Annotated in this window: 18 protein-coding genes; 6 read left to right on the forward strand and 12 right to left on the reverse strand. The window is 74.3% G+C overall.

Annotated features, from left to right (window positions below):
- The first annotated feature begins 13 nt into the window (after positions 1-13).
- The 3 genes from QBL21_RS09495 (at position 14) to QBL21_RS09505 (ending at position 3,385) form a co-directional block, all read left to right on the forward strand.
- Positions 14-685 carry an amino acid ABC transporter permease gene (locus QBL21_RS09495; RefSeq protein WP_407561604.1) on the forward strand — a complete coding sequence of 224 codons (672 nt, stop codon included), beginning with the start codon at positions 14-16 and terminating at the stop codon, positions 683-685.
- Entirely contained in the window at positions 682-1,668 is a 987-nt protein-coding gene (locus QBL21_RS09500; protein WP_407561606.1) for an amino acid ABC transporter permease, read from the forward strand. Before QBL21_RS09495 ends, QBL21_RS09500 begins: the two co-directional genes overlap by 4 nt.
- A gap of 130 nt (positions 1,669-1,798) precedes the next feature.
- Positions 1,799-3,385 (forward strand): FAD-dependent monooxygenase, encoded by a 1,587-nt coding sequence (locus tag QBL21_RS09505; protein WP_407561607.1) that lies wholly within the window; start codon positions 1,799-1,801, stop codon positions 3,383-3,385.
- 133 nt (positions 3,386-3,518) lie between these two features.
- On the opposite strand, the gene dapF is transcribed toward QBL21_RS09505, so the two are convergent.
- From dapF to QBL21_RS09565, 12 genes are all read right to left on the reverse strand, one after another.
- Positions 3,519-4,385: a diaminopimelate epimerase gene (gene dapF / locus QBL21_RS09510; protein ID WP_407561608.1), complete on the reverse strand. Its 867-nt coding sequence runs from the start codon at positions 4,383-4,385 to the stop codon at positions 3,519-3,521.
- 68 nt (positions 4,386-4,453) lie between these two features.
- Entirely contained in the window at positions 4,454-4,912 is a 459-nt protein-coding gene (locus QBL21_RS09515; RefSeq protein WP_407566361.1) for a hypothetical protein, read from the reverse strand.
- 113 nt (positions 4,913-5,025) lie between these two features.
- Positions 5,026-5,964, reverse strand: coding sequence for a tRNA (adenosine(37)-N6)-dimethylallyltransferase MiaA (miaA, locus tag QBL21_RS09520; protein WP_407561609.1), 939 nt, complete (start codon positions 5,962-5,964; stop codon positions 5,026-5,028).
- Positions 5,965-6,446: 482 nt separating this feature from the next.
- Complete coding sequence (locus QBL21_RS09525) at positions 6,447-7,169, reverse strand: hypothetical protein (protein ID WP_407561610.1); 723 nt, start codon at positions 7,167-7,169, stop codon at positions 6,447-6,449.
- A 207-nt stretch (positions 7,170-7,376) separates the two neighbouring features.
- Positions 7,377-8,888, reverse strand: coding sequence for a tRNA (N6-isopentenyl adenosine(37)-C2)-methylthiotransferase MiaB (gene miaB, locus QBL21_RS09530; RefSeq protein ID WP_407561612.1), 1,512 nt, complete (start codon positions 8,886-8,888; stop codon positions 7,377-7,379).
- Between the two features lie 86 nt (positions 8,889-8,974).
- Positions 8,975-10,471 (reverse strand): GTPase HflX, encoded by a 1,497-nt coding sequence (gene hflX, locus QBL21_RS09535; RefSeq protein WP_407561613.1) that lies wholly within the window; start codon positions 10,469-10,471, stop codon positions 8,975-8,977.
- A 198-nt stretch (positions 10,472-10,669) separates the two neighbouring features.
- A complete protein-coding gene (locus QBL21_RS09540) occupies positions 10,670-12,154 on the reverse strand; it encodes a M1 family metallopeptidase (RefSeq protein WP_407561614.1) in 1,485 nt (494 codons plus the stop codon).
- 57 nt (positions 12,155-12,211) lie between these two features.
- Positions 12,212-14,461, reverse strand: coding sequence for a RelA/SpoT family protein (locus QBL21_RS09545; protein WP_407561615.1), 2,250 nt, complete (start codon positions 14,459-14,461; stop codon positions 12,212-12,214).
- Between the two features lie 97 nt (positions 14,462-14,558).
- On the reverse strand, positions 14,559-16,622 hold the full coding sequence (locus QBL21_RS09550; protein ID WP_407561616.1) for an ATP-dependent DNA helicase: 2,064 nt from the start codon (positions 16,620-16,622) through the stop codon (positions 14,559-14,561).
- Between the two features lie 40 nt (positions 16,623-16,662).
- Complete coding sequence (locus tag QBL21_RS09555; RefSeq protein WP_407561617.1) at positions 16,663-18,510, reverse strand: IucA/IucC family protein; 1,848 nt, start codon at positions 18,508-18,510, stop codon at positions 16,663-16,665.
- 21 nt (positions 18,511-18,531) lie between these two features.
- Positions 18,532-19,269, reverse strand: a complete 738-nt coding sequence (locus tag QBL21_RS09560) for a GNAT family N-acetyltransferase (protein ID WP_407561618.1) — start codon at positions 19,267-19,269, stop codon at positions 18,532-18,534.
- An 80-nt stretch (positions 19,270-19,349) separates the two neighbouring features.
- Complete coding sequence (locus QBL21_RS09565; RefSeq protein ID WP_407561619.1) at positions 19,350-21,302, reverse strand: IucA/IucC family protein; 1,953 nt, start codon at positions 21,300-21,302, stop codon at positions 19,350-19,352.
- A gap of 378 nt (positions 21,303-21,680) precedes the next feature.
- Between QBL21_RS09565 and QBL21_RS09570 the strand changes: the two genes are divergently transcribed.
- The 3 genes from QBL21_RS09570 (at position 21,681) to recA (ending at position 25,325) form a co-directional block, all read left to right on the forward strand.
- Positions 21,681-22,862 carry a trypsin-like serine peptidase gene (locus tag QBL21_RS09570; protein ID WP_407561620.1) on the forward strand — a complete coding sequence of 394 codons (1,182 nt, stop codon included), beginning with the start codon at positions 21,681-21,683 and terminating at the stop codon, positions 22,860-22,862.
- Between the two features lie 123 nt (positions 22,863-22,985).
- A complete protein-coding gene (locus QBL21_RS09575) occupies positions 22,986-23,987 on the forward strand; it encodes a TAXI family TRAP transporter solute-binding subunit (RefSeq protein WP_407561621.1) in 1,002 nt (333 codons plus the stop codon).
- Between the two features lie 192 nt (positions 23,988-24,179).
- Positions 24,180-25,325, forward strand: a complete 1,146-nt coding sequence (gene recA, locus QBL21_RS09580; protein WP_407561622.1) for a recombinase RecA — start codon at positions 24,180-24,182, stop codon at positions 25,323-25,325.

The raw sequence follows: 25,325 nt of genomic DNA on the forward strand, positions 1-25,325 counted from the left end.
CGCTGGACTGACGTTGGACATTATTTCCGAGTACGACACCCAGATCCTGGACGCGTTCTGGGTCACGGTGAAACTCACGCTGCTGTCCGGCCTGTTCTCGCTGATCTGGGGAACGATGCTGGCGGCCATGCGCGTCAGCCCCGTCCCCCTCATGCGGGGATTCGGCGCCGTCTACGTGAACGTCATCCGGAACGTCCCCCTGACGGTCATCATCGTCTTCTGCTCCCTCGGACTCGCCGACGTCTTCGGCGTCACGATGGGCGCGCAGGGCAACTTCGACGCCCAGTACTTCCGGCTCGCGGTGCTCGGACTCTCCGCGTACACCGCCGCGTTCGTCTGCGAGGCGCTGCGCTCGGGCATCAACACGGTGCCCGTGGGTCAGGCCGAAGCCGCCCGTGCCATCGGGCTGAGCTTCAACCAGGTACTCACCCTCATCGTGCTGCCCCAGGCGTTCCGCTCGGTCGTCGGCCCGCTCACCAACGTCCTCATCGCCCTCACCAAGAACACCACGGTGGCCGCGGCCATCGGGGTCGCCGAGGCGGCCCTGCTCATGAAGGAGATGATCGAGAACGAGGCGCAGCTCCTCCTCATCTCGGCGATCTTCGCTCTCGGCTTCGTCGTGCTGACCCTGCCGACCGGGCTCCTCCTCGGCTGGGTCGGCAAGAAGGTGGCGGTCAAGCGATGAGTTCCGTTCTCTACGACGCCCCCGGCCCGAAGGCCAAGCTGCGCAACATCGTCTACACCGTGATCTTCCTCGCCGTGCTGGCGCTCGGGGTGTGGTGGGTCCTCGACAAGCTGAACGAGAAGAACCAGCTCGAATGGGTGCTGTGGAAGCCGTTCTTCACGGACTCCCAGGCGTGGACCACGTACCTGCTGCCCGGCCTCGGCGAGACCCTCAAGGCGGCCGGTCTCTCGCTGATCATCGCGTTGCCGCTGGGCGCGGTCTTCGGTATCGCGCGGCTGTCGGACCACGCGTGGGTACGGGTGTCGGCGGGGGCGGTCGTGGAGTTCTTCCGCGCCATCCCGGTGCTGATCCTGATGCTGTTCGCGAACCAGTTCTACTCCGAGTACACCGGCATAAGCAGTGAGCAGCGTCCGCTGTACGCGGTCGTCACCGGGCTCGTGCTCTACAACGCCGCCGTGCTCGCCGAGATCGTCCGCGCCGGCATCCTCTCCCTGCCGCGCGGACAGACCGAGGCCGCCAAGGCCATCGGCCTGCGCAAGGGCCAGATGATGGGCTCCGTGCTGCTGCCGCAGGCCGTCACCGCGATGCTGCCGGCGATCGTCAGCCAGCTCGTCGTCATCGTGAAGGACACCGCGCTCGGCGGCGTGATGATCGGCTTCAGCGAACTGCTCGTCGAGCGGCGCACGCTGGCGTCCAACTACTCCAACGTCTTCGCCAGCTTCATCGTCGTCGCGGTGATCTACGTCGTCGTGAACTTCATCCTGACCTCCCTCGCGAGCTGGCTGGAGCGCGTGGTCCGGCGCGGCAAGCGGACCACCGGCGCGGTGGTCGGCGTCGCCGCGGTCGACGACCTGAGCACCGGCGCCGCGGGCGGCGCCTCGGGCATGGCGAGCACCGCGATTCCTCCGCCGGGCGCGACCGGCGGCGGTGACCCCGGTGGCGGAAGAGGCGGCGGAGGCGGCGGCGGAGGCCCCAAGACGTAGCTCGAAGGGGCGGCCGTCGGCCCTCGGCTTGACTGCGGTGTCCGGCAGTGGGTTGCATACCTCGTGTGATCGCGCACCGGGCTCCAACCCCCTTAGTACGTAGGCTCCAAAGCGCCGGAGGCGCATCGCCGTGGATCCGGTGATCATCGTCGGGGCGGGCCCGGTCGGGCTCGCCCTGTCGTTGGCTCTGGCACGGCACGCGGTCCCCACCGTCCTCCTCGACGACCGGCCCGCCGGCGACGCCGAGGGGGACGGCAGCCCCGCCGGCACCCGGCCGGCCCGTACCGCCGTGCTGCGCCCGCACACCACCGCGTTCCTCGACCGGCTCGGCGCCGCCGAAGCCCGGGAGCGCGGCGCCCTCCTCACCGGCTGGCGCGTGCTGCGCGGCGGCCGGACGCAGGTGCGGGTGGAATTCGGCGACGCCGGCGGCCCCGCGCCCCTGCACCTGTCGCAGTTCGCCCTGACCACCACCCTGGCGGCGCTGGCCGACAACTCCCACCACGTGGAGGTCTTCCGCGGCAGCCGGGTCACCGAGCTGGCGCAGGAGCCGTACGGCATCAGGGTCCGCACCCGCGCCGGGACCTGGTGGCGCGGAAGCTGGCTCGTCGGCTGCGACGGCGCCCGGTCGACCGTGCGCAAGCTGCTGGAGGTGCCGTACGCCGGCCGCTCGACCGTGGAGCGGCACGCCGTCGCCGCCGTACGGGCCGACCTGCCGTGGCCCGGCGAGGGCGTCCTGTACCGCGGCACCCCGCGCAGCGGGCCCGGCCCCGAGTGCGTCGCCCGGCCGCTGGGCGACGACCGGTGGCGGCTGGACTGGCTGCTGCCGCCCGGCGGCGCCGTCGTCACCCCGGAGGCGCTGGTCGCCCGGCTGGAGGCCACCCTGCGCACCTGGACGGGCACCCGCCACCCGTCGTACGAACTCCTCGACACCGGCGTGTACAACGTCCACCACCGGCTCGCCCGCCGCTGGCGCCGCGGCCGCGCCCTGCTCGCCGGCGACGCCGCCCACCTCCTCGGCTCCCTCGGCACCCAGCAGCTCGAAGAAGGTCTCGCCGACGCCGAGAACCTCGCCTGGAAGCTCGGCCGCGCCTGGCACCAGGCGGGCCGCGACGACTCCGGCGACGATCTCGTCGACACCTACGTCACCGAGCGCCGCGCCGCGATCGGCGCCCGGCTGCGCGCCGCCGACCAGGTACGCCCGCTGCTGCGCCGCGCGGGCGGCCTGTCGGCGGCGGTGCGCGGCAAGTCGGCGGCGGAGCTGCTCACCGACGGACACCTGGGCCGCGGCCGGGTAGGCGGCCCACCGGTGTACGACACGGCGCCGACGGGCCTGGCCGGGGCGGTGGAGGTGGGCACGGCCCCCGGCGCCCGGGTCGACGACGTCCAGGTGATCGCCCCGGACGGTTGGACGGGCCCGCTCTCCCAGCGGCTGGGGGGCGACCCGCTGCTGGTCCTGGTCGCCCCGGGCACCCGCGTCTGGGACCGCGGCCGCTGGCTCCAGGCGGGGCTGATGCCGAAGCTGGTGCGGCTGGTGAGCGAACTCCCCGCCCGCGCCCGGCTGCTGGTCACGGAGGCGTACCCGGGCGCGGCGGCGCACACGGTGCTGTACATCCGCCCGGACGGCCATCTGATGGCGGCGGTGGCGGGGGTGCACGAGGAGTCGCTGCGGCTGTGCGCGAACCGGATGCTGGGGCGGCCGGACGACGCGGAGGAGTAGGGCGGGCGCGTACGGGAGCCGGCGGTCCGGGCAGGATCCGGGGGCCGGCGGGTCGGGGTGCGGTCCCGGGGCGGCACGGTCGCGCTGCCGCCCGTACGGGCCGTGGGGCCGCCGGGTCCCGGGCGCCCTCCGGCTAGAGCAGGCCGGGGACCGTGTCGCCTTCGGCGACGATGGCCGCCGGGCCCGTCATCTCCACCTCGCCGTCGGGGTGCTCCGTCACCACGAGCCGGCCTCCCGGCACGTCCACCGTGTACGTCTCCGGGCGGCCCGTCGCCGCCGGGTCGACGCCGTCGCGGCGGGCGGTGGCGACCGCCACCGCGCACGCGCCCGTACCGCACGAGCGGGTCTCGCCGGAGCCGCGCTCGTGGACGCGCATCGCCACGTGCCGCGGGCCGCGGTCCACGACGAACTCCACGTTCACACCGCCGGGATACGCCGACGCCGGCGCGACCCCTGGCGCCTCGTACAGCCGCCCCGCGTCCGCGAGGTCGGCCACGAACGCCACCGCGTGCGGGTTGCCCATGCCGACGTTGCGCGCGGGCCAGCTCCGCTCGCCCACCGTGACCGTCACCTCGGCGTCCGGGCCGTACGCGAGCGCCGCCGGGCCCATGCCGACCGTCACGTCACCGTCCTTCGCCAGGTGCACCCGCCGCACCCCCGCGCGCGTGCCGACCGCGAGATCGCCGGTCTCCGCGAGCCCGGCGTGCTGGAGGTAGCGGGCGAAGACCCGCACACCGTTGCCGCACATCTCGGCGACGCTGCCGTCCGCGTTGCGGTAGTCCATGAACCACTCCGCGTCGGCGGCCATCCGCCGCCCCTCCGGGTGCGCCTCGGACCGTACGACCCGCAGCAGGCCGTCGGCGCCGATGCCCGCCCGGCGGTCGCACAGCCGGGCCACCTGGGCCGCGGACAGGCTGATGAGGCCGGCCGGGTCCGGGACGATCACGAAGTCGTTCTCGGTGCCGTGTCCCTTGAGGAAGTGAAGTTGCGCGGTGCTCACTCTGTGATCGTAACCGCCCGCGCCGACAAGGCCCCAACGGCGAAGAGCGACCGGGACTCCGGGGCCGGTCAGCCCAGCCGGGCCACCCGCCACACGGCCAGCGCGACGACCGCCGCCACCGCCGCCGCGTACAGCAGCACGATCCGCCAGTCCGCCCGCCGCCCCGAGCCGCGCCGCGGCAGCCCCGGCAGCGCCAGCCCCACCCGGCGCGCGGCCATCATCGCCCACCCGGCCGCGCAGCAACTGATGAGCAACCCGAGCATCGCCACGACCGGTCCGCCGCCACCGAACTCGAAGGCCAGCGGGAACGCGAACATCAGCGAGCCCAGCGAGGCCAGCGCGACGATGGGGGCGAGCTGCCAGAAGCGCAGCAGCCGCGGCGGCCGCAGCTCGCGGAAGGACTCCTGGCCGACAGGCTCCGGTGCCTCCGCGAGGTCTCCCGCGAGGTCGTCCGCGGGCTCTGCCACGGGCCCCGCGATCCGGTCGTCCTGCGGCTCCCGTCGACTGTCTCGAGGGCCGGCCTCCATAGCCACGTGCCCTCCCAACCTCCGGCGACTTCCAGGCTTCCCAGCTCGCCTCGATGATGGCACGGCCGGGAACACCCGCAGTGCCAGCGAGGCGTCCCGATGCCATGACGTGATCAGCCTGTGACCGACCGTTCGAGTAGGTCCCATGCGGTGTCCGGAAGGCGGTCACCGTCGTCCTCCGAGCCGCTGATCCAGTGCACGCGCGCGTCGCGCCGGAACCACGTCTCCTGCCGCCGGGCAAACCTCCGGGTGGCGCGCACGGTCTCGTCCCGGGCCTCCGCTTCGGTGCACTGGCCGGCGAGGAACGACAGCACCTGCTGGTACCCCAGGGCTCTGGAAGCCGTACGGCCCTCACGCAGCCCTTCCGCTTCCAGCCGCCGCACCTCGTCCACCAGACCGGCACGCCACATCCGGTGCACCCGCCGCTCGATCCGGCCGGCGAGTTCCGGGCGCGGCACCGCGATGCCGATCTGGACGGTGTCGTAGACCGACTCGTGCGCGGGGAGGTTGGCCGTGAAGGGGCGGCCGGTCAGCTCGATCACCTCCAGCGCCCGTACGATCCGGCGGCCGTTGCCCGGCAGGATCGCCCGCGCCGCGGCGGGGTCGGCGGCGGCGAGCCGGGCGTGCAGCGGCCCCGGGCCGCCGGCCGCCAGCTCCGCCTCCAGCCGGGCGCGGACTGCGGGGTCGGTGCCGGGGAATTCCATGGCGTCGACGGCCCCGCGCACGTACAGCCCGGAGCCGCCGACGAGCACCGCGGTGCGGCTGAGCGCCCCGAGCCGGTCGATCTCGGCGCGGGCCAGGCCCTGGTACGCGGCGACGCTGGCGGTCTCGGTGACGTCCCACACGTCGAGCAGGTGGTGCGGCACGCCCTGCCGCTCCGCGGGCGTCAGCTTGGCCGTGCCGATGTTCATCCCCCGGTAGAGCTGCATCGAGTCGGCGTTGACGATCTCGCCGCCGAGCCGCCGGGCGAGCGCGATCCCCAACTCGGACTTGCCGGCGGCCGTGGCCCCGACGACCGCGACGACCTGGGGGCGGGGCGTGGTCTCTGTCACGCGGCAAGTCTCGCAAAGATCGCGGCGCCCCTCGAACGAGTGACGTGACGCAGTGCCCTCGGCGTCGTTTGCCGTTCCGAGGTTCCGAACGCCGGTTTACGGACCGGGCCCCCGGGCGACGCAATGAGACGCTCCGGACGGCGCGGAATTTCGCCCACACGAGTCAGTTATGGAGTAGAGATGGGCGTTTTTGCCAAGCTTCTTCGTCGCGGCGGGCCGAGCGGGGAAGGGCAGGCCGCGAAGGAGCCGGCCCCCGCCGCCGAGCCGCAGGCCGGGAGGCCGCGGCGACCGCGGCGCAGCCGGAGGCCACCGAGGAACAGACGGGCGCGGAGGCCGCGGGCGCCGCGGGGATCCCGAAGCAGCAGTCGGCCGAGGGCGCCGCCGACAGCGACGCGAGCGACGAGGCGCGTAAGTAGGGCCACGGGGAGGCGCGCGGCCCCGGCCGGGGCCCGCGGCCTCCGGGTCACCGGTCGCGGCAGGCGTCAGGACCAGGTGGCGACGAAGTAACCCACGCCGTACGGCGCCTCGTTGTACAGCAGCGCTCCGCGCAGGTCCGCGTCCGCCGCGGCGCCCGCGGCGGCCTGCCAGCACGCCCGGCCGGCGACCTGGAGGTCGAGGGCAAGCTCCGCGTCCAGCGCCGCCAGGGCCGCGGTGTCCGCGGCGCCGAGGGCACGGGCCGCCGCGGCGTCGAAGCCGGCGGCGCGCTCGTCGTAGTAGCCGGGGGCCTTCTGCGTACGCCGGGCGCTGCCGTCGCCCATCACCAGCAGCGCCACCCGCGGCGCCCGCGCGGCGATCTCCCGGCCCGCCTCGGCGCAGCGCTCGCCCGCAAGTGTCTCCTCGACGCCCAGCGCCTCCACGGGCGCGCCGTTCCACTCCGCCCGCTCCAGCAGCCACGCGCCCACGGCCAGCGACATCGGCAGCTCCCGCTCGTCCGGGTCCGGCTCCGCGCCGCCGGCCGGCCCGAGGCGTACCGCCAGATCCACGCCGAAACCCCGGAACGACCCCTCGGCCCCCTGCGGATGCGGGCCCTGCCCGGCCCGCTCCGCGGGCCCGACGACGACCAGCACGTCCGGCCGCGCCGCCGCCAGCACCCCCACGGCGTCCATACACGCCGCTCTGAGCCCCTCCAGCTCTCCGGCGGCACCCGCGGCCACCTCGGGCACCAGCAGGGGCGGACAGGGGCAGCAGGCGGCGGCGACGAGCATGAGCCGCAGCCTAGCCGCCCGCGCTCCGGCAGCCCGGAACGTCCCCCCGCGCACGTCAGGCCGTACGCCTGCGCGAAATGGGCTCCCCGCCCGCGGGGGAGCCGAGGCGGCGGGCGGAGGCCGGCAGCGGTGTGCACGGTGCGTACGCGCGCGCCCGTCGCACGCGGCCCCGGGCAGGGCGCGTACGGGGTGAGCGGCCGCGCCCGCTCAGTGAGCCGCGCAGCCCTCCGCCGCCGGCAGCGGATCCGGCACGCCCACCTTCGGCAGCCCCAGCAGCACGCCCTTGCCGCCCGCGCCCGGCCCGCCCTCCTGGCGCGCCGCCCAGGCGTCGCCGGAGCGCGTGCGCCGCACGGCGCGCGGCGGGGCCTCGGCCAGCAGGTGGTGCGGCGCCGCGTACGTGATCTCGACCGTCGCCATGTCGCCCGGCCGCACCGTCTCCTCGGGACGCGCGAAGTGCACCAGCCGGTTGTCGGGCGCTCGGCCGGACAGCCGCCGCGTGGCGCCGTCCTTGCGGCCCTCGCCCTCCGCGACCATGACCTCCAGCACCCGCCCGACCTGCTTCTTGTTCTCCGCCCAGGAGATGTCCTCCTGGAGGGCCACCAGCCGCTCGTACCGCTCCTGCACGACCGCCTTCGGCACCTGCCCGGGCATCTGTGCCGCCGGCGTCCCCGGCCGCTTGGAGTACTGGAAGGTGAACGCCTGCGTGAAGCGCGCCTCGCGCACCACGTGCAGCGTCTGCTCGAAGTCCGCCTCGGTCTCGCCGGGGAAGCCCACGATGATGTCCGTGGTGATCGCCGCGTCCGGGATCGCGTCCCGTACCTTCTCGATGATCCCCAGGTACCGCTCCTGCCGGTACGAGCGCCGCATCGCGCGCAGCACCGTGTCCGAGCCGGACTGGAGCGGCATGTGCAACTGCGGCATCACGTTCGGCGTCTCGGCCATCGCCTCGATCACGTCGTCGGTGAAGTCCCGCGGGTGCGGCGAGGTGAAGCGCACCCGCTCCAGCCCCTCGATCCGCCCGCAGGCCCGCAGCAGCTTGCCGAACGCCTGTCGGTCGCCGATGTCGGACCCGTACGCGTTGACGTTCTGCCCCAGCAGCGTGATCTCGCTGACGCCCTCCGCGACCAGCGCCTCGACCTCGGCGAGGATGTCGCCGCTGCGGCGGTCCTTCTCCTTGCCGCGCAGCGCCGGGACGATGCAGAACGTGCAGGTGTTGTTGCACCCCACGGAGACCGAGACCCACGCGGCGTACGGGCTCTCCCGCCGCGTCGGCAGCGTGGAGGGGAACGCCTCCAGCGACTCGGCGATCTCGACCTGCGCCTCCCGCGCCACCCGTGCGCGCTCCAGCAGCACCGGCAGCTTGCCGACGTTGTGCGTGCCGAAGACGACGTCCACGTAGGGGGCGCGGCTCACGATCGTGTCGCGGTCCTTCTGCGCCAGACAGCCGCCGACCGCGATCTGCATGCCGGGCTTCGCGGCCTTCTTCGGCGCGAGCTGGCCGAGGTTGCCGTACAGCCTGTTGTCCGCGTTCTCGCGCACCGCGCAGGTGTTGAACACGACGACATCGGGGGTGGTGTCGGTGGTGCCGGAGCCCGGCTCCGCGCGGACGTAGCCCGCCTGCTCCAGCAGTCCGGACATCCGTTCGCTGTCATGGACGTTCATCTGGCAACCGAACGTCCTGACCTCGTACGTGCGCGGCTGTGCGACTTCCTCGGGCATGCCAGCGATCATCCAAACGGCGACGGGGGTTCACGGACGGGCCGCCGGGGCGGCCCGTCCGTCAGTCTACGACTTCGGCGGGCGCCTCAGTCGGCCTGTCCCGCGGGGGCGTACCGCCTCAGCTCTGCGGCCAGTTCCTCGTGCACCAGGGCCTTGAGCAGCGTGCCCGCGGCGATGTGCTCTTCGGAGAGCACCTCGCCCTCGTTGTGCACGCGGGAGACCAGCGCGCCCTTCGTGTACGGCACGACGGCCTCGATCTCGACCTGCGGGCGCGGCAGCTCCACGTCGATGAGCGCCTTCAGCTCCGTCATGCCCTCGCCGGTCGCGGCCGAGACCGCGATCGCCCGCGGCTCGATGCGCAGCAGCCGGCGCAGCACGTCCGGATCGGCGATGTCCGCCTTGTTGATCACCACGATCTCGGGCACGGACGTCGCGCCCACGTCGCGGATCACCTCGCGCACGCTGACGAGCTGCTCCTCGGGCGCCGGGTGCGAGCCGTCGACCACGTGCAGGATCAGGTCGGCGTCGCCGACCTCCTCCATCGTGGAGCGGAACGCCTCGACGAGGTGGTGCGGCAGGTGCCGTACGAAACCGACGGTGTCCGCCAGGGTGTACAGCCGCCCGCTGGGCGTCTCGGCCCGGCGCACGGTCGGGTCGAGGGTGGCGAACAGCGCGTTCTCCACCAGCACGCCCGCGCCCGTCAGCCGGTTGAGCAGCGAGGACTTGCCCGCGTTCGTGTAACCGGCGATGGCCGCCGACGGCACCTTGTGCCGCTTGCGCTCCTGCCGCTTGACGTCCCGGCCGGTCTTCATGTCCGCGATCTCGCGGCGGAGCTTCGCCATCTTCTCGCGGATGCGCCGCCGGTCCGTCTCGATCTTCGTCTCGCCGGGGCCGCGGGTGGCCATGCCGCCGCCCGCGGAACCCGAGCCGCCGCCGCCCATCTGCCGGGACAGCGACTGCCCCCAGCCGCGCAGCCGCGGCAGCATGTACTGCATCTGCGCGAGCGCGACCTGCGCCTTGCCCTCGCGGGACTTGGCGTGCTGGGCGAAGATGTCGAGGATCAGCGCGGTGCGGTCCACGACCTTGACCTTGACGACGTCTTCGAGATGGATGAGCTGGCCGGGGCTCAGCTCGCCGTCGCAGACGACCGTGTCGGCCGCGGTCTCGACCACGATGTCGCGCAGCTCCAGGGCCTTGCCGGAGCCGATGTACGTCGCGGGGTCGGGCTTCTCGCGGCGCTGCACCACGCCGTCGAGCACGACCGCACCGGCCGTCTCGGCGAGCGCCGCCAGCTCCGCGAGCGAGTTCTCGGCGTCCCGCGCCGTGCCGGAGGTCCACACGCCGACGAGCACCACACGCTCCAGCCGGAGCTGCCGGTACTCGACCTCGGAGACGTCCTCCAGTTCGGTCGACAGACCGCCGACGCGGCGAAGGGCCGCGCGGTCCTCGCGGTCGAGTTGATCGCCGTCGCGATCGGCGTCGGATCCGGGACTCCACGCGGCTTCGGCTTCCATGAGGGCGTCGGCACGCAGGCCTTCCGGGAGACGCTGATCGTCCTGGGGAAGGTGGGTGGGAGAAGTCATCGGATCCTTGTCTGTGAGATCGGTGTCTGCCTCTTCGACAACGCCCCGCAGACCGGGAGGATTCCCCGCACGGCGGGCGTCGTGGCATCCACGATGGTCGCACGCGGCCGCACGGCCGTCACCCGTTTTACCGCCCGTGCGGCCCGCCGGGACGCTCCGCCGGGGTCTCCGCCGGAGGGTCCCGGCGGGCCGCACGGCTCACCGCGCCGGCTTCGCCGGCTTCCAGCCCGGATGGCCCGGCATCGGCGGGGTGCGCTCGTCGTACAGCCAGGCGTGCAGGAAGTCCTCCAGGTCCCGGCCGGCGACCTCGGAGGCGAGCGCGACGAAGTCCGCGGTGCCGGCGGTGCCGTCCCGGTGGCGTGTCACCCACGTCCGTTCCAGCTTCCCGAAGGCCGTCGCGCCGATCTCCTGGCGCAGCGCGTACAGCACCAGCGCGCTGCCGTCGTAGACCACCGGACGGAACAGTTCCAGTTGGCCGCCCGCCGTGGGCCGCCGCGGCGCGGCCGGGGGGCCGCCGTCCTTGCGCCAGCCGTCGGACTGCTCGTACGCGGAGCGCATCCGGCGCACCAGGCTGCCGCGGTCGTGCCGCTCGTCGGTGAACAGCGCCTCGTACCAGGTCGCGTGGCCCTCGTTCAGCCACAGATCCGACCACCTGCGCGGCGTCACGCTGTTGCCGAACCACTGGTGCGCCAGCTCGTGCACGAAGACGCCCTCGGCGCGCTTCGGGTACTTCGCCGCGGCCCGCAGGAAGTCGCGGCCGAAGACCGACAGGGTCTGCGTCTCCAGCGCGAAGTTCAGCGGCGCGTCCACGGACAGCACGCCGTACGACTCCAGCGGGTAGCGGCCCACGTACCGCTCCATCCACGCGATCTGCGCCGGCGTGCGGTCGACGACGGGGCGTGCGGAGCGCCGGTCGCGCTCCGGTACGACGTGGCGCAGCGGCAGCCCGTGCGGGCCCTTGCCGCGCAGCACGGCGGAGCGGCCGATGGAGACCTGGGCCAGCTCGGTGGCCATGGGGTGCGCGGTGCGGTACGTCCACGTGGTGCGGGCGCCGGCGCGCTCGCGGGCCAGGCGCACGCCGTTGGCGACGACGGTGAGGTCCTTCGGCGCGGTGACGCGGAAGGTGAAGCGGGCCTTGTCGGCGGGGTGGTCGTTGCCGGGGAAGACGCGGTGGGCGGCGTCGGCCTGGTTGGCCATCGCCAGGCCGTCCCTGGTACGGATCCAGCCGCCGCCACCGCCGCGGGGGTCGCTGGTGTGCCGCACGGCGATGCGCACCGGCTCGCCGGGGTACAGGGTGCGGGCGGGGGTGACGACCAGGTCCTCGCCGGCGCGGGCGTGGGCGGCGGGGCGGCCGTTGACGGTGACGTCGCGGACGGTGCCGTGGGTGAAGTCGAGGTTGAGGCGGGGCAGCCGGTCGGTGGCGCGGGCCGTGATCTCGGTGCGGGCGGCCAGGGGGGTGTCGTTGCGGCCGCGGTAGGTCAGGGCGATGTCGTAGCCGAGGACGTCGTAGCCGGGGTTGCCGAGGTGCGGGAAGAGCGGGTCGCCGATGCCGGCGGGGCGGGGCGGCGGTGCCTGCGCGGCGGGCGCGGCGGGTGCCGCGGCGAGGGTGGCGGGGGTGGCCAGGACGACGGTGGCGAGCACGGCGTGGCGCAGCGGGCGGCGCCGGCGGACGGAGCGGAGCATGCGCTACCGCTATCAGCGGGCGGGCGCCGCGCACCGCCGACGCGGCAGCGGTGCACTCTAACGAGTGCGGGCGCGCAGGCCGGGCGCCTGTGCGTCCGCGCCCGGGGGGTGCTGGGCGCGGGAGACGTCGTACACCCCGGGCACCTGGCGCATCGCGCGCATCAGGCCCGGCAGCTCCGCCGGATCGGGGAGCTGGAGCGTGTACGTGTGCCGTACGCGCTGCTGGTGCGGCGGCTCGACGTCGGCGGCGACGATGGCGACGCCCTCGGCGGCGATGGCCTCGGTGAGGTCGGCGAGCAGATGGGCCCGTACGAACGCCTCGGCCTTGAGCGTCACCCGCAGGTCGGCGGGCGGGGCGCCCTCGCCCGTACGCCAGTGGACGCCCAGCTCGCGGCGGCCGGCGGCGGCCATCCGGGCGACGGTGGCGCACTGCGCCCGGTGCACGGCCACCGCGCCGCCGCGGACGACGAAGCCGGTGACGGCGTCGGGGGGTACGGGCGTACAACAGCGGGCGAGGCGGAGCGCGGCGTCGGGCAGTTCCGCGACGGCGGGCTCGGCGGCGCGCGGGATGTCGGCCGGGACCTCGTCGGCCGGGATTCCGTCGGCCGGGACTCGGTCGGCCGGGACGTCGTCCGGTACGTCCTCGACGGGCGCGGCGTCGGCCGGTGCGTCACCCGGCGCGTCGGCGGCGACGGGGCCGGGCGCGGCCCGGACCGCCGGGGCGTAGTCCGCCGGGACGGGGAGGGCCGCGTCGGCGGGCTGCGCCGCCGGGTGGTCCGTCAGCCAGCGCGTGATCGCGATCCGCGCCGCCGGCGTCTGCGCGTGGTCCAGCCACTCCGGCGCGGGGCCCGACGCCTCCGGCGCCAGCAGCAGCGTCAGCGCGTCGCCGTCCCGCAGCCGCGTCCCGAGGCCCGCGAGCCGCCCGTTGACGCGCGCGCCCACCAGAGTGTGCGCCGTCTCACCGTGGCGCGCGTACGCCGCGTCCACACAACTGGCCCCCGCGGGCAGCACCAGCGGCCCGCCCGGGTCGCAGAAAACCGTGATCTCCTGGTCGGGGGCGAGGTCTTCGCGTAATGCGGACCAGAAGGCGTCCGGATCGGGCGTGGACCGCTGCCACTCCAGCAGCCGCTTCAGCCAGTCGCCCACCTGACCGGCCGCGGGCCGCGCCAGCGGGCTGGCCAGCGCCACCACCCCGGCCTCGGCGACGCGGTGCATCTGCCGGCTGCGCACCAGCGTCTCGACGATGTGCCCGCGCCGGTCGGCGACCGCCGTGTGGAGCGACTGGTACAGGTTGAACTTCGGGACGGCGATGAAGTCCTTGAACTCCGCGGGCACGGGCTTGAAACACGTGTGCAACTCGCCCAGAACCGCGTAGCAGTCGGCCGCCTCCGGCACCAGCACCAGCAGCCGGCCGAAGTCCGTCCCGCGCAGCTCGCCGCGCTTCTTCAGCACCCGGTGCACCGAGACGATGTGCCGCGGCCGGATGGCGACTTCCGCGGTGATGCCGGCGGCCTGGAGGACCTCGCGCAGCTCGGCCGCGGTCTGCTCCAGGGGGTCCGGCCGCCCCGCGCTGGCGAGCAGCAGCTCACGGCTGTGCGCGTAGTCCTCGGGGTGGAGGACGGCGAAGACCAGGTCCTCCAGCTCGGTCTTGATCGCCTGCACGCCGAGCCGCTCCGCCAGGGGAATCAGCACGTCGTGGGTCACCCGTGCGATGCGCACCTGTTTCTCGCGGCGCATCACGCCGAGCGTGCGCATGTTGTGCAGCCGGTCCGCGAGCTTGATCGACATCACCCGTACGTCGCTGCCGGTCGCCACCAGCATCTTGCGGAACGTCTCGGGCTCGGCGGCGGCGCCGTAGTCGACCTTCTCCAGCTTGGTGACGCCGTCGACGAGATACGCCACCTCCTCGCCGAAGCCCGAGCGCACCTGATCGAGCGTCACCTCGGTGTCCTCGACGGTGTCGTGGAGCAGCGAGGCCGTCAACGTCGTGGTCTCGGCGCCCAGTTCGGCGAGGATCAGGGTGACGGCCAGCGGATGCGTGATGTACGGGTCGCCGCTCTTGCGCGTCTGGCCCCGGTGCGCGTCCTCGGCGAGCAGGTACGCCGTGCGCAGCGTGGCGATGTCGGCGTCGGGATAGAACCCCCGGTGCGCCTTGGCCACATGCTCCAGGGCGTGCGGCAGGCCGTCGCGCGACGACGCGCCGCCCAGCAGGGCCACCCGGCCGAGCCTGCGGAGATCGAGGCGGGCCCTGCCGCGTCGGCGGGCGCCGCCCGCCGGATTGCCCGGACTGTGGACCTCTGCGCTCAATCGGCACCTCCGGCAGCTCACCGGCTCCCGTGCCGGTACTTGATGCTATCGAGCCCACCACGCAGTGCCGTACGGCTCTCGCCGAGCGTGGTCCAGATCACCCATTCGAGCGATCGGAGCGTGCCGTCGCGTCGATTGCGGCCAGCGAACGACGCACCTGGTTGCGGTCGGTCGTATACCAGAAGTCCGGCATGGAGGCGCGGAGATAGCTCCCGTAACGGGCCGTCGCCAGCCGCGGATCGAGCACCGCGACGACGCCGCGGTCGCCCGTGGCGCGTACCAGCCGGCCGGCGCCCTGCGCCATGAGCAGCGCCGCGTGCGTCGCCGCCACCGCCATGAAGCCGTTGCCGCCGGCCTTCTCCACCGCCTCCTGCCGCGCGGTGGCCAGCGGGTCGTCCGGGCGGGGGAACGGGATGCGGTCCATCACCACCAACTGGCAGCCGGCGCCCGGCACATCGACGCCCTGCCACAGCGACAGGCTGCCGAACAGGCACGTCTGCTCGTCCGCCGCGAAGCGCTTGATCAGCTCGCCGAGCGTCTCCTCGCCCTGGAGCAGCACCGGTACGTCGAGCCGGCCGCGCAGCTCCGTGGCCGCCGCCTCGGCCGCCCGCTTCGACGAGAACAGCCCCAGCGTCCGCCCGCCCGCCGCCTCCACCAGCTCCGCCAGCTCGTCGAGCATGTCCTTGCGCGTGCCGTCCCGGCCGGGCCGCTCCAGGTGCTTGGCGACGTACAGGATGCCCTGCTTGCGGTACTCGAACGGGGAGCCGACGTCGAGGCCCTTCCAGACCGGGGCGCCCTCCTCGCCGCCGCCCTCCCGGGGCAGCCCCAGCGAGGCGCCGATCCCCGCGAAGTCGCCGCCCAGCTTGAGTGTCGCCGACGTGAGCGTCACCGAGCGGTCGCTGAACACCTTCTCGCGCACCAGCCCCGACACCGACAGCGGCGCCACCCGCAGCGACGCCCCGAACCGGTCGTGCCGCTCGAACCACACCACGTCGAACTCCGAGCCCTGCGTGATCCGCTCGGTGACCTCCTGCACGTTCTCCACGGAGGCCAGCGCGAGGCGGCGCACCACGTCCTCGTCCTGCACGGAGGAGTCCCGCGTGGAGCCCAGCGCGGAGATGACCGTACGCGCGGCGTCCCGCAGCGCCAGCAGCGCGTACCCCAGGTCCTCGGGCACCGGCTCCAGCCGGCCCGGCAGCGCCAGCTCCATCAGCCGCTCGAAGCTCTCCGCGGCCGTCTGGAGGGCGTCCGCCGCCTTCTCGTTGACGAGCTTCGCCGACAGCCGCACCGCGCGGTTGACCCGGTTCGGGGTCAGCTCGCCGGTGGCCACGCCGGTGACCCGGGAGACCAGCTCGTGCGCCTCGTCGACGATCAGCACCTCGTGCGACGGCAGCACCGGGGCGCCCTCCAGGGCGTCGATGGCCAGCAGCGCGTGGTTCGTGACGACCACCTCGGCCAGCTTCGCCCGCTCCCGCGCCGCCTCCGCGAAGCACTCGGCACCGTACGCGCAGCGCGCGGCGCCGAGGCACTCCCGGGCCGACACCGACACCTGCGACCAGGCCCGGTCCGAGACCCCGGGCGTCAGCGAGTCCCGGTCGCCGGTGTCCGTCTCGTCCGCCCAGTCACGCAGCCGCAGCAGGTCCTGGCCGAGCTTGCTCGACGGCTGCGACGACGCGCTCTCGAACGGGTCGAAGAGCCCGGTGCCCAGGTCGGGGTCGTCCTGCGGCACGCCCTCGTGCACCCGGTGCAGGCACAGGTAGTTCGACCGGCCCTTCAGCGTCGCGAACTCGGGGCGGCGGCGCAGCCGCGGGTGCAGCGCCTCCACCGTGCGCGGCAGATCGCGCTCGACGAGCTGCCGCTGGAGCGCCAGCGTCGCCGTCGCGATCACGACCCGCTCGCCGTGCGCCAGCGCCGGCACCAGATAGCCCAGCGACTTCCCCGTCCCCGTCCCGGCCTGCGCCAGCAGGTGCGAGCCGTCCGCGATCGCCTCCGCGACCGCCTCGGCCATCCGCACCTGGCCCTCCCGCTCGACGCCGCCGACGGCCGCCACGGCCGCATTCAGCAGTTCGCGCAGCTCGCTGCGGTCACCGGAACCGCCGTGGCCGTCGTTTTCGGGGGATTCGGCGCCGTCTTCCGGCGCGAGGACGTTCTGGTCTGCCATGGCACGCAACCCTAAGGGGCGGCACCGACAGTGACGGCCGTCACGTCGGGTGCAGGGGGTTGGGTACGGTGCCGTCGACGGCGGCGTGCGGGCGCCGGGCCCGGTCGCGGTAGCCGTCGAGGTAGAGCCGGTTGCGGTTCAGGCAGAGCCGGTCGATGCGCGGCGCCAGCAGCTCGAAGAGCGCGAAGCGCTCCGCCAGCTCCGGGAACCGCCGCTGGTAGCGCAGGATCTCGGCCCGTACGAGGCCGAAGAACTCCGCCTCCGGCACGCCCAGTTCGTCCGCGCACAGCGGCGCCAGATAGCGGAAGACGCCGATGAACAGCCCCGAGTGGATGAACTGCGGCAGGAACTCCGGCGACTCGGCCAGCAGCGTGCGGCGCACGTCGTCCGGCATCCCGGAGTGCTCGGGCAGCGGCTTGGAGCTGACGTTGACGTCGTCGACGAAGTCCTTGATCGCCAGCCGCACCGGCACGTCCGCACCGTCGAAGACCACCACGGCGTTCTCGCCGTGCGGCGAGAAGACGGTGCCGTAGCGGTACAGGAAGTGCAGCAGGGGCGGCAGCAGGGCGGCGAAGAGCCGCTCCAGCCACACCCGGGGCGCCAGCCCCGAGCGGCGTACCAGCTCCGCCGTCAGCGAACGCCCGCAGGCGTCCGTCCACAGCAGCGCCGCCAGCGTCCTGGCCCGCTCCCCGGCGTCCAGCAGCGGGCCGATGGGCTCCCGCCAGATGCAGCCCAGCAGCTCGCGGTACTGGTACGGGACGGCCGGCAGCGAGTCGTAGAGCGGATGGCGCACCGTCACGCTGGCCGTCTCGCCGAGCAGCACGACCCGCGTCTCCTCGGCGAGGAACGGGTCCCCGTCGCGCAGGCCGTGCACCCAGCGCGTGACCGCGGGCGCCGCGAGGGTGCGCTCCGTGGGCAGACCGCGCCACACCAGGGTGTTGAGCACGGACAGCGGCAGCTTGACCGAACGCGCCCGCGGGCGGCTGAGGTTGAGGAACGTACGCACCGACTGCTGCGGCAGCCACATGTCCGACGGGCCGTCCTCGGCCGGCAGCGGGATCACCAGACCGGCGTCCACCTGCGGCGCGTAGAGCGTGGCGATGGTCTCGTCCCACTGCCACGGGTGCACGGGCAGCCACAGGTACGCGCCCGGGTCCCGGCCCGCCGCGGCGACCGCGTCGGCGAACACCGCGCGCGCGGTGGCGCCCAGCTCCTGCGCGTACAGGTCCCCGGGGCGGGCGAGCGCGGGCACGCCGCGGTACTCGGCGAGCGAGCGGTGCACCGCCAGCCACGGCAGCCGCCGCGGCACGCGGGCCTCCGGGGCGTACGCCGCGGCGTCGGCGGCGGAGAAGCCGATGCGTCCCTTGTTGGCCACCAGCCACGGGTGGCCCGTCTGGTGGCCCTCCAGCTCGGCGTAGCCGAGGTCGGCGAGCCGGGCGGCGGACAGGGCGCCGCGGGCGAGGCGGACGTCGGCGGCGAGGGTGGCGGTCAGCTCGCGGATGAGGTGGCCGGTGGTGTCGCCGGCCAGCCGCAGGAGCCCGTCGTGGGCGCGGGCGAGGAAGCGCAGCGGGTCGCCGTCGGGGGTCAGCGAGCCGGGGTCGACGCGCCAGTGGCCGTACGGGCCGCGGCGGGCGGTGAAGCGGTACGTGACGTCGTCGGCGACGGCGAGGCGGTAGGGGCACGGGGCGGTGCCGCCGGGGACGGGACCGGTCCGGGGCCCGGGTCCGGGTCCGGTTCCGAGGCCGGTGTCGGTGTCCTTGTGCAGTTCCGGGTCGGGCTCCGGGGCGACTATGCCCTCGTAGGCGAACTCGCCCAGCATCTTGGCCAGCAGCCGGCGGGCGGCGAGGTCCCAGTCGGCCCTGTGGGTGGGTTTCGCGGCGTCGGACAAGGGCGTTGGCTCCTCTCCGTCCTACGGCAGGTCGGGCCGGGGCGGCCCGGGCGGGCCCGGCGGCGGCGCGGACCCGGGGCCGCCGTCGCGCGGCGCGCGGTCACGGACCATCAGCGCCGCCCGCTTGTCGGGAAGCGCCAGTTCCTCCTGGAAGTGGAAACCGGCGTGCAGAAAGGCGGCGACCGACGGCACGTTGTGCACGTCCGGCTCCGCGAGCACGCGCCCGCACGGCGCGCAGTTGTCGAAAACGAGGTCGCCGACCGCGCGGATCAGCAGGGTGCCCAGCCCCCGGCCGCGGTCGCCACCACCGCCGAGGAGCAGGTGGACGCCCGTGTCGTACGGGTGCGCGCGGTAGTACCGGGCGAGGGGGTCGCGGTCGGCGCGGTAGATCTCCCAGTAGCTCATCCGCACGCCGTCCAGCACGCCGAAGCACGGCACGCTGTGGCCCGCTTCGAACTGCGCGCGCACGTGCCGCGCGGTGACCTCCACGGGGCCCGCGAGCTTCCAGAAGGCGGCCACGGAAGGGTCGTTCATCCAGCGGTGCAGCAGGGTGAGGTCGCGCTCGGCCTCGGCCGGGTCGACGGGCTCCAGGCGGAACGGCCCGGCGGGGGTGCCGGCCGGCGGCCAGGCGGCGACGTCGTACGGGACGGGGGAGCGGGCGGTGCCCCCGAGGAGCCGGGCGAGGCCGACGCCGAAGTCGATGGTGTCGTCGGGGAGCAGCTCCGGGGGCCTGGTGGGGGGCGGGGGGTCGGGTGGCACGGGGCCTCTTCTCGTCGTACGGAAGGGAGTCGAGGGTGCGGTCGGAGGGCAGGGAGGCGGGGAGACGGGGGAGAGCGGGGTCAGGGGGCCAGCGGGTTGGGGACGGTGACGTACACGGACTGCGTGTCCACCGGGCCGACCAGCTCGTCCAGGCCGTGCACCCGGGTCAGCAGGTTGGCCTTGCAGCGCAGCGTCCCGCCGCTCAGCAGTTGCTCGGCCAGCGCGCTGCGCCCCCGGCCCGGGCCGCCGCCCGCGGCGTAGCGCTCCAGGAAGCGGCGGAAGGCGGCGAGCAGCACGCGCTCGTCGACCAGGCCCGCGGCGCCGAAGGCGCCGACGAGGCCGAGGACGTTGTTGACACCCACGTAGTACGCGACGCGCTCGTCGGTGACGTCGTCGGGGACGAACGTGTCGCTGGCGGCGCCCAGGCCCGGCAGCCGGCGCTCCAGTTCGCTCCTGCGGGACTCGCGGAAGTAGTACCCCTGGTTGTCCCGGTACCGGCCGCCGGCCGGCCAGCCGTCGGAGTCGAGGAGCAGCACGGTGTTCTGCTGGTGCGCCTCAAGCGCCACGCCCGCCTCGGAGTCCAGCCACATGACGGGCCGTACGACCACCTCCAGGTAGCGCAGGAACCACTCCGCCGCCACCGCCGGCGTCCCCTGCCCCGTACGGTCGGCCAACTGCCCGACGACGTCCTGGAGCCGCGAGCGCATCGTGCCCCGCGGCGACCGCGGCACCGGGGACGTCAGGGCAGCTACGCACACCGCGTCGTCCTGCGCCGCGAACGGCTGGTGCCGGATCACCGCGTCCAGACCCGCGACGGGCTCGCCGGCCGGGGTGTCGACGGCCAGCCACGCCGGATCGCGTACGACGTCGAAGCCCGGCGCGCCCGGGAAGCTGCCGGGGAAGGACGCCTGCCACTCCTTGCCGAGGCCGGAGCGCAGCAGGCGGTGCACCTCCGTGCCGCGGTGCAGCTCCTTGCGGAGGTTCTCGCGGCGGGAGTTGGTGATCCGTACGCCGAGGGAGAGCTTGAGCATCGCGGGCGCCCCCGGGCGGTACAGGGTGCGTACGGACGCCGTCGGGTGCCAGGGGTCGCCGTGCGGGCCCAGGTCGCGCACCAGACCGGCGTCGAACAGCGCGGCGACGCCGGGGCGTTCGCGCACCTCCCGCGCCTGCCAGGGGTGCACGGGCAGCGGCGTGCAGCCGGGCGGCACGTCCAGCCCGGGGCCCGCCAGCCGTGCGGCCAGCTCGCGCACGGGCACGCCCTTGCCGCGCTCGGTCCACGCCGAGTCGCCGGCGAGCACGCTGTCGTGGACGGCCAGCCAGTGCAGCGGGAAACTGCCGCGCAGCTCCGGGGAGTAGCGCCGGGCCTCGGCCTCCGACAGCCCTTCGCGGCTGTTGGGCGTGGGGTGCAGGGGGTGGCCGAGGAGCAGGGACTGCTCGCCGGCCAGGAACGGGTCCGCGGTCGGGGGCGGGGAGCCGGCGCGGCGGGCGGTGAGGAACACCGCGGTGTGGCGTACCGAGTCGGCGACGCGGCCGACGAGGTCGGCGGCGCCGTCGGACGGCCCGGGCGCGGGGCGGGTGCGGCTGCCGTCGGCGGTCTGCGCGGCGGCGTACGCGGCCTCCCGGCCCAGCAGCGACGCCAGCGTCACGGCGTCCACCGGCGGCGCGTCCTTGGGGGCGCCGTGCAGCACGGGCCGCCCGAAGCGGTGCCAGCCGGCGGGCGACCAGTACCGCACCGGGACGCGCAGGCACGCCCCGCTGGCCGGCAGCAGCAGCCGCAGCGTGGCGTTCTCCGGCTCCGCCACGCCCTGTTCGCGCACCCAGCAGCGCAGCAGGTTCTCGGCGGCGGCCGCGTCGGCGGCGGCCCTGGCGTCCGGGTGCTCCAGCGGGTCCGGATCCGACTGCCCGCCGCCGCCCTCGGCGCCCCGCCGGTACTGGCGGGGCACGGCGGGCTCGATGAGCCGGGCCAGCCGCCGGCGCACCGGCGGCCGGCCGCTGCCGGCAGGGAGTTCGTCGCCGGCGGACTTCGCGTTCACAGACGTGCACCTCGGGATGGGTCGCGTACGGGGCGAGGGCCCCCGGGCCGCACGGAGGGGCCGGGAGCGGGGGACGGCGGATCGGGCGGCGGCGGATCGGGCGACGGGGGCGCGCCGGGCGCGCGGCACGGCCGGCAGGCGCGCGCGTGCGGGGCCGCTTCGCGAACCGCGGGCACAGCCCCACCCCCTCGCACCGGATACGGGTCTGCATCCCCCGCACTACCAACGACGCACCGGCCGCCGGAACACGGCCGCCGGCAAGATCCTTGGGGGCGGTGGAACCACGGGGCCCGGTGCGGCCGTCCACAACGGCACCGGCATAGTGGGGGCTCGTGTCCCGCCGGGGCATCTGCGTCGAGAAACTGGGGGAGTCGATCCATGCCCGCCAACGGGAAACGTCGTATACCGAGGAAGGCGCTGGCCGCGGCGGCCCTCGCGGTCACGCTGGCACTGACCGCCGGCGCCTGCGAGGACGGCGAGGGCGACACGGGCGCCGACGACAAGCAGCAACAGCAGGAGTCGCAGTCGCCCGAGAAGGAGCTGACGCTCCCGGAGGGGATCCCGGACTCCCTGAAGGACCTCGACCTCGACAAGTGGAAAGACGGCGGCTGGCAGAAGTGGGCCGAGGAGGACTGGCTGCGCGACGCGCGCGAGTTCATCAACCCCATCATCGAGGACCTGTGGGACCCGGACCGGATGTGGGAGGCCGAGCAGCCGCCCAACCGGGTCGACGAGGCCGACGTGTCGGAGGACCAGGGCGTCACCGACCCGGAGCCGCAGCCCGTCGAGGCCGAGGAGCCGGCGACGCCGTACACGGACTCGCAGCCGGCCGCGGGGAAGATCTTCTTCGACACGCCCGAGGGCCCCATGGTCTGCTCCGGCACCGTGGTCGCCGACCCGGCCAACCCGGGCAAGTCCAACCTGGTGGCCACCGCCGGCCACTGCGTGCACAAGGGCGCCGACGGCGGCTGGTGGCGCAACATCATCTTCGTGCCCTCGTTCAACCCGGAGGGCAAGACCGCGGCGGAGCTGGAGGCCGAGCAGGCCACCGAGGCGGACATCGCGCCCAAGGGCACGTTCTGGGCCGAGGAGGCCCGCACCACCGACGAGTGGATCTCCCAGGGCAAGACCGAGGGCGGCGTGGGCGCCCCGTACGACTTCGCCGTGATGAAGGTGCAGCCGAAGGACGGCAGCGGGCAGTCCCTGGAGGAGACGGTCGGCGCCGCGGTGCCCGTCTGGTTCGACGCCCCGGCCGTGCAGGACGTCGGTGACCTGAACGCCACCGGCTACCCGGCCGCCGCGCCCTACGACGGCGCGCGCCTGTACTCCTGCACGGACGCGCCGGGCCGGCTGTCGATCCAGGCGTCGCAGCCCACCATGTACCGCATCGGCTGCACCATGACCGCCGGCGCCTCCGGCGGCGGCTGGACCGCGTCGAACGACGGCGAGGAGCAGCTCGTGTCCGTCACGTCCATCGGCCCGCTCCAGGCCACCTGGCTGGCCGGCCCGCGCCTCGACAAGGAGGCCGAGGGGGTCTTCGACCAGGTGAGCGGCGGCTAGCCGCCCGTACCGTACGGCCGGACGCGGCGACGCCCGGCGTACTCAGGCCCGACAGCGCGCCGGGCTCCCACCGGGAGCCCGGCGCGCTGGCCGTGCCACCCCCAGGTTTGGCAGGATCGCCGCGTGGTCCCCTCCGTCCCGCGCCGCCCCGGCAGGCGCCGAGCGATACAGGCCGCCGTGGCGACGGCGGCCGTGCTCGGGCTGCTCCTGTGGTGGCTGCTGCCACTGGGCGACGACGACCGCCAGGAGGGGAAGGTGGTCTTCGCCACGGGGGTGCGCTCCGGCGTCTACGCGGAGTACGGGCGGCTGCTGCGCGAAGGGCTCGCCCGGGACGAACCGGGCCTCGACGTCCGGCTGCACAGCAGCCAGGGGTCCATCCACAACTTGCGCAAGGTCACCGCGGGACGGGCCGACTTCGCCGTCGCCACCGCCGACTCCGTGGCCACGTACCGCCGCGACCGGCTGCCCGGCTGGCAGCGGCTGCGCGCGGTGGCCCGGCTCTACGACGACTACGTCCAGCTCGTCGTCCTGCGCGACTCGCCCGTGCGGCGCGCCGCCGACCTGCGCGGCCTCAGGGTCGGCGTCGGCGAGGACGGCTCCGGCGTCCAACTGATCACCCGGCGGCTGATGTCGGCGGCCGGACTCGACTTCGACGAGGACGTGACGGCGGTCCGCGAGGGCCTCGACTCGATGCCGGAGCTGCTGCGCGACGGGGAGATCGACGCCTTCTTCTGGTCCGGCGGGCTGCCCACGGACGCCGTCGAGCGCCTGGCGGGGCAGACCCGGATCGAGCTGGTACCGCTCGGCGACCTGCTCGGCGCCCTGCACGCCCAGGGCGAACTGACCCGCTACTACCGGGCCGCGGTGATGCCGCCCGACGCCTACCCCACGGTCCAGCGGGACACCGCGGTGCCGACGCTCGCGGTGGCGAACCTGCTGGTCACCACGGAGCGGGAGGACCCGCGGCTGACGGAGAGCGTGACCGGCACGGTGATACGGGACCGGGACCGGATCGGGCGCGTGGTGCACGCGGCGCAGCGGGTCGACCTGCGCACGGCGGTCTTCACCGACCCGCTGGAGCTGCACGAGGGGGCGGCGCGCTACTACCGGCAGGAGAAGCCGTAGGGCGCCGGGACGCGCGGGACGCGCGGGACGCGTGAGTCGGGCGATGCGGGTTGACACCGAATTCGAACATCGGTTCCCATGGTGTTTCGGTCGGGTTTTCCACAGGCCGGGGCGACGCAGGGCGCGTTGTCAGTGGCAGGCGCTAGCGTCGTCGACGTGAAGCGATCGACTCAGACATCCCGGGTGGAACCCATGGCAGCGACTGACCGCGAGAAGGCGCTCGACGCCGCACTCGCCCAGATTGAACGGCAATTCGGCAAGGGCGCGGTGATGCGCCTCGGCGAGCGGCCGAACGAGCCCGTGGAAGTCATCCCCACCGGGTCGACCGCGCTCGACGTGGCGCTCGGCGTGGGCGGCCTGCCGCGCGGCCGCGTGGTGGAGGTGTACGGCCCGGAGTCCTCCGGCAAGACGACCCTGACGCTGCACGCGGTGGCCAATGCCCAGCGGGCCGGCGGCACGGTCGCGTTCGTCGACGCGGAGCACGCGCTCGACCCGGAGTACGCGAAGAAGCTCGGCGTCGACATCGACTCCCTCATCCTCTCCCAGCCCGACAACGGCGAACAGGCGCTGGAGATCGTGGACATGCTGGTCCGCTCCGGCGCGCTCGACCTGATCGTCATCGACTCGGTCGCGGCCCTCGTGCCGCGCGCGGAGATCGAGGGCGAGATGGGCGACTCGCACGTCGGCCTCCAGGCCCGGCTGATGAGCCAGGCCCTGCGGAAGATCACCAGCGCGCTGAACCAGTCGAAGACCACCGCGATCTTCATCAACCAGCTCCGCGAGAAGATCGGCGTGATGTTCGGCTCGCCCGAGACCACCACCGGCGGCAAGGCGCTGAAGTTCTACGCCTCGGTGCGCCTGGACATCCGGCGCATCGAGACCCTCAAGGACGGCACGGACCCCGTCGGCAACCGCACGCGCGTGAAGGTCGTGAAGAACAAGGTCGCGCCGCCCTTCAAGCAGGCCGAGTTCGACATCCTCTACGGGCACGGCATCAGCCGCGAGGGCGGCCTGATCGACATGGGCGTGGAGCACGGCTTCATCCGCAAGTCCGGCGCCTGGTACACGTACGAGGGCGACCAGCTCGGCCAGGGCAAGGAGAACGCGCGGACGTTCCTGAAGGACAACCCCGACCTGGCGGACGAGATCGAGAGGCGGATCAAGGAGAAGCTGGGCATCGGCCCGAAGCCGGAGAACGCGGCGGGCGAGCCGGCCGCGGCCGGGGACGCTGCGGACGGCACCGCGCCGGCGGCGGACGGCGCCGCCCCGGCGGGGAAGAAGACGGTGCCGGCGCCCGCCAAGACCGCGAAGGCGGTCAAGGCCGCGGCCAAGAGCTGA

It is taken from the genome of Streptomyces sp. 184 (genome assembly GCF_045781775.1).
Lineage (GTDB): Bacteria > Actinomycetota > Actinomycetes > Streptomycetales > Streptomycetaceae > Streptomyces.

Bases quoted from the DNA above. Each gene is read 5' to 3' on its own strand.
- QBL21_RS09500 (WP_407561606.1), top strand. From the start codon at position 682: ATGAGTTCCGTTCTCTACGACGCCCCCGGCCCGAAGGCCAAGCTGCGC.
- QBL21_RS09515 (WP_407566361.1), bottom strand. From the start codon at position 4,912: ATGGAGGCCGGCCCTCGAGACAGTCGACGGGAGCCGCAGGACGACCGG.
- QBL21_RS09525 (WP_407561610.1), bottom strand. From the start codon at position 7,169: ATGCTCGTCGCCGCCGCCTGCTGCCCCTGTCCGCCCCTGCTGGTGCCC.
- miaB (WP_407561612.1), bottom strand. From the start codon at position 8,888: ATGCCCGAGGAAGTCGCACAGCCGCGCACGTACGAGGTCAGGACGTTC.
- hflX (WP_407561613.1), bottom strand. From the start codon at position 10,471: ATGACTTCTCCCACCCACCTTCCCCAGGACGATCAGCGTCTCCCGGAA.
- QBL21_RS09540 (WP_407561614.1), bottom strand. From the start codon at position 12,154: ATGCTCCGCTCCGTCCGCCGGCGCCGCCCGCTGCGCCACGCCGTGCTC.
- QBL21_RS09550 (WP_407561616.1), bottom strand. From the start codon at position 16,622: ATGGCAGACCAGAACGTCCTCGCGCCGGAAGACGGCGCCGAATCCCCC.
- QBL21_RS09570 (WP_407561620.1), top strand. From the start codon at position 21,681: ATGCCCGCCAACGGGAAACGTCGTATACCGAGGAAGGCGCTGGCCGCG.
- recA (WP_407561622.1), top strand. From the start codon at position 24,180: ATGGCAGCGACTGACCGCGAGAAGGCGCTCGACGCCGCACTCGCCCAG.